Source organism: Tissierella sp. (assembly GCF_052089545.1).
In the GTDB taxonomy this organism is placed as follows: Bacteria; Bacillota; Clostridia; order Tissierellales; family Tissierellaceae; genus Tissierella_A.
In genome coordinates, this window is record NZ_JBQDAA010000190.1 from 1 (window position 1) to 4,446 (window position 4,446).

Genomic DNA, 4,446 nt, shown 5'->3' on the forward strand with positions numbered 1-4,446 from the left:
TTAATAGGAATAACAATAGGTATCTTTTATAGAATGTTTATAAAACCATCTAAAAAGACTGTTAAATATAAGAAAGTATTATTAGGGCTAGCTCTTATAATTTCTACAATAGCATCTATAAATATAAGCTTTTTAAGCATTAATGCACTTACAATGAAAGAAAATAGCCTAGATATAGAAGGATATAAAGTTCTTTCTGCAAATGATTTTTCAGATAAAGTTTTAGGAAGTGAAGGGGATTTAATAAGAAATGCTAGCTTCCTAACTCCTGTTTCTTATACATACTGGTCTTGGCCTGAAGGAGATATTTCTGTTAAGACTGAGTACTCAAATACATTTACAGAAGGTGTAGCTGAAAATCTAGTAAAAAGATATAAAAAACAAGCTAGAAAATCTATTGCAGATAGAATATCTTGGGAAATAGATACTTTAATCGAAGAAGATATCTACGATTACTCCCTGGAGATAAATGGTATAAGTGAAGAAGAATTTGATAGTTTAAAAGTAAAAGATATTAAAGAAGCAGAAAAAGAACTTATAGATATAGCAAAAGAAAAATCTATAAGCAAAGATAAAGAAAACTTATGGAAGCTAGATGAAGTATATTTTTTAAACTATCAAAAAAATGAAATTCTTATAAGAGACGGGAAAGAAGTATTTTATCTTGAAGGGAAAGATTTTACTAATCCAGAGATTATAGAAATAGTTAAAAACAAACTTGAATTATAGAATGATTGCTAAAAATCCTATTACAGGGAGGGAGCAGATATGAATTTTAAAATAGAAATCAACTATCTAGATATAAGAAACTATCCAATAGTAGAAAAGCATTTTGAAGATATGGCTGGTCAAGGATGGCTGATCCATAAAATTATTTTTGAAAGTATCTTTATATATAAAAAGATAAATCCTGAAGAACTAGATTTTTCAATAGTCCCTTATCAAATTGAAACAGTATTTACGAAAAAGAGGAAGAGTGAACTAGAAGAATTTCAAACTGCATGTGAATCTGTCGGTTGGAACTATGCTAGTAAATCGATGGACCTGCATATATATTTTAAGAAAAAGGGGTCTGAGGCATTAGACTTGGAAACTGATGAAGAAGAGGAGTTTAAAACACTAGAAAAAATAGGTAGAAAACAAAATAATATAATATATTTAGTGGCTTCTGTACTGTTTTTTCTTGGAGTATTTATGTTAAGAGATTTTAGGAGTTTTGGATTTAATATAACTTATATGGACTTGATGAAAGATGGATTTATGCAAGTAGCAGTTATATTTCTTCCTTTATTTCTTATGCTATCTATAAATAAAGTTATAAGAATCAATGGGTTTATAAATAAAAACAAGGAAAATATGGAGTTGGGTAAAAAAATAGAGTATAGTAATTCTAAGTTTTATTTTGAAAAAACAATGAATGTATTTGCCTTTATAGTTATGATTTTAATTATAATCGATATAATTTATATAGGTCTTGTATTAAAAAACACTAGAAATTTATTTGCATCTATCCCATTATTGATAGGGACAATAATAGGAACAGTTGGTAGATATTTTGTTAAATCTGCTAGAAAAAGTTTAGCATTTAAAGTGATTGCAGTTATTGCTATCATAGTAGTAGGTGCAACCTTAATCGGTATACTTGCACCCGATTTAGAAAAAACAGTAAAAAAATATAATGATTTAGATATAAATGAATATAAGGTTTTATCATCAGATTCCTTTGAGTATGAAGAAAAACTATTACAAAATGCTAGTTTTCTAGTTCCTAAATCTTATGAATATGCTTATCTTGATAATAAAGGCGAATATATAAAAACGGAGTATGCTCATGCTTTAACAGAAGATATAGCAGAAACTTTGGTTAATCAGTATATAAAATCAGCTAAAGCTGAATCAAAACGATATCAATGGAGTAAAAAAGTTTCAATTGAAAGAGATAAAGAAAACCTTTGGAACTTAGAAGAAGTATACTTTTTAGATTATTCACTTTTGAACCATAAAAAGATTGAAGTACTTATAAGAGAAGGAAAAGAAGTTTTCTATTTAGAAGGAAAAGACTTCTCAGATTCTGATATAATAAAGACAACAAAGAATAGATTAGATCTATAAATACTAAGATTGTTTCTAGAAGTAAGAAAATTATATTTGGAGGGTTGATTTCATGGGTTTTATATATTTGCTTCCTATAATAGGTGTATTATTCTTGATAATAACTGGTTTTAGTGCCATAATGAGAAGTGTTTTAGAAGTAGAAAAACCAAAAGTATTTTCTTATAACCATGTAAATGAAAAGCATAAAAAAATTGACTTTGGGATTCGCATTATCTTTACAATTATTATATTAATATCAATTATATATATGTATATAAATCCTGATACTTATGAAAATAGTTTAAGCTTGATTTATATTATTTTCTTTTCTATGTTTTTTATAGCTACCGAAACAAGCAGGGCTTTTATGGAATGGAAACATGCAGAAAATCCAAGAGCATATATATTTACTATTAGTCAACTTATTTTTGCCTTAGCTTTTATATGGATAATATCTTACTTCTTTTTAGGCATAATTTAAGATCAGTTTTATTATCTTTCACTAATATTTGACTAGCCAAGAATTAAAAATCCTAGATCCACATATGTAAAAACAATTCCACTTTGTAGGAGGTTAATATATGAATTTCAAAATAGAAATTAACTATCTAGATATAAGTAACTATCCAAGAATAGAAAAGCATTTTGAAGATATGGCTAGTCAAGGATGGCTGATTCATAGAATCATTTTTGAAAGTATATTTGTATATAAAAGGATAGAAATAAAAGACTTAGATTTTTTAATAAGTCCTTATGAAGTGAAAAAAGGTGATAGTAAAAACACACAAGAAGAGCTTGAAGATTTTAAATCAAAATATGAAGCTATGGGCTGGAACTATGCTAGCAAATCAAGGAATCTACATATATGTTTCAAAGAAAAAGATTCTGAATCAGTAAACTTAGAAGATGATGACAAGGAAAAGATTGAATTAGTAGAAAAACTAGCTAACAAACAGTTAAGAAGAACATACCTTTCTATTACTTTTCTAATTCTTTTTACTTGGTTTTTATTATCCGGATTTATAGCTCCGGCAGATTTCATGAAAAATACCGTGTTACAAGTAGTGGTCATTTTGATTCCCTTATTTTTGCTACCCTATATCAGAACTATTGTTAGGATTAAACAGTTTTTAAAATTAAATAGAAAGAATATAAAAGAAGGTAAGAAACTAAAATATAGTAAAGCTAACTTTAACTTAGAAAAAACAATGTTTTTTTCCAGAGGAATACTTTTAGGGATAATTTTCATATATATAATATACGGAGGATTTGTATTAAAGAACGATATTTATTTATCTATTATGGCTTATATATCAACATTTTTAGTATTAAACTCAATAGTAAATATTATTGAAGAGATACTTCCTAAGCCTCCCAAAGGAAGCTGGATATTACAATCAATAACATTTATTGCCGTTCTAGGACTTATTTTCTTTATCATAAATATTGCATATGAATCTAATTTAGATGAATTTATAAAAAGATATAATGACTTAGACGTAAAAGAATATAGAGTTTTATCATCTGATAGACCTTTAAAAAATGGTGGTGAAGAATCAAAGATATATCAAAATACTAGCTTAATAGTCCCTAAATCATATAAATATGATTATTTTGATAAGGATAAAAGAGTATATGTGTCTACTGAATACTCTAATGCCTTAAATGAAGACATAGCTAGAAATCTAGTAAAGATGTATAAAAGATATGCTAAAGATCAATTAAAACAACATGAACATAATCTAGATATGGCAGTAGAAAGTGATAATTATTATATGGTTGAAGAAATGTATGGAGATGCTCCAGAAGATTTTCCTAGAGAAAAGACCTTAAAAGATCTTGGGCTATCCTTAGAAGAATTTCAAGAGATAGACAAAAACATAAGAAAAAAGGCAGTAAAAAAAATTATTAAGATAATAGAAGAAAAAACTATAAGTAGGGACGAAGAGAACCTTTGGAACTTAGAAGAAGTATATTTTCTAAGCTATGATAAGACGGAGGTAGTTATAAGAAAGGGAAAAGAAGTCTTCTATTTGAAAGGAGAAGACTTCTCAGATCCACAAGTAATAAAAACTTCAAAAAATAAATTAGGCCTATAAAGATTCAAATCTCAGACCCAAGTAAGAGTTTGAGATTTTTTTGTCTTGACATAAATCTTGCTACATGATAATCTTTATCAAGTGCAACAGATAATCGTTATCAATTAGACTTTAAGATAGAGCAGTTAAAATAAAATATTATAAATAAAAGGAGGGTGGATTTTATGAAATCTACTATTATAAAAGGATTATGCCTTGTACTTGCTTTCCTATCTTTAGCTTTAGGAGTTTTAGGTGTTATATTACCACTTTT

The 4,446-nt window shown here is 27.1% G+C and carries 4 protein-coding genes; all 4 read left to right on the top strand.

The window, feature by feature from the left end; all coding sequences use genetic code 11:
- The coding region (locus tag ACTHW2_RS11165) for a hypothetical protein (protein WP_442263999.1) at positions 1 to 729 on the top strand (729 nt) is incomplete at its 5' end.
- Positions 730 to 768: 39 nt separating this feature from the next.
- The gene (locus tag ACTHW2_RS11170) at positions 769 to 2,112 is read left to right on the top strand and encodes a DUF2812 domain-containing protein (RefSeq protein WP_442264000.1); all 1,344 of its coding nucleotides are present in this window, start codon (positions 769 to 771) and stop codon (positions 2,110 to 2,112) included.
- Positions 2,113 to 2,164: 52 nt separating this feature from the next.
- Positions 2,165 to 2,575 carry a DUF4181 domain-containing protein gene (locus ACTHW2_RS11175; RefSeq protein ID WP_442264001.1) on the top strand — a complete coding sequence of 137 codons (411 nt, stop codon included), beginning with the start codon at positions 2,165 to 2,167 and terminating at the stop codon, positions 2,573 to 2,575.
- 100 nt (positions 2,576 to 2,675) lie between these two features.
- Entirely contained in the window at positions 2,676 to 4,193 is a 1,518-nt protein-coding gene (locus ACTHW2_RS11180; protein ID WP_442264002.1) for a DUF2812 domain-containing protein, read from the top strand.
- Positions 4,194 to 4,446 lie beyond the last annotated feature (253 nt).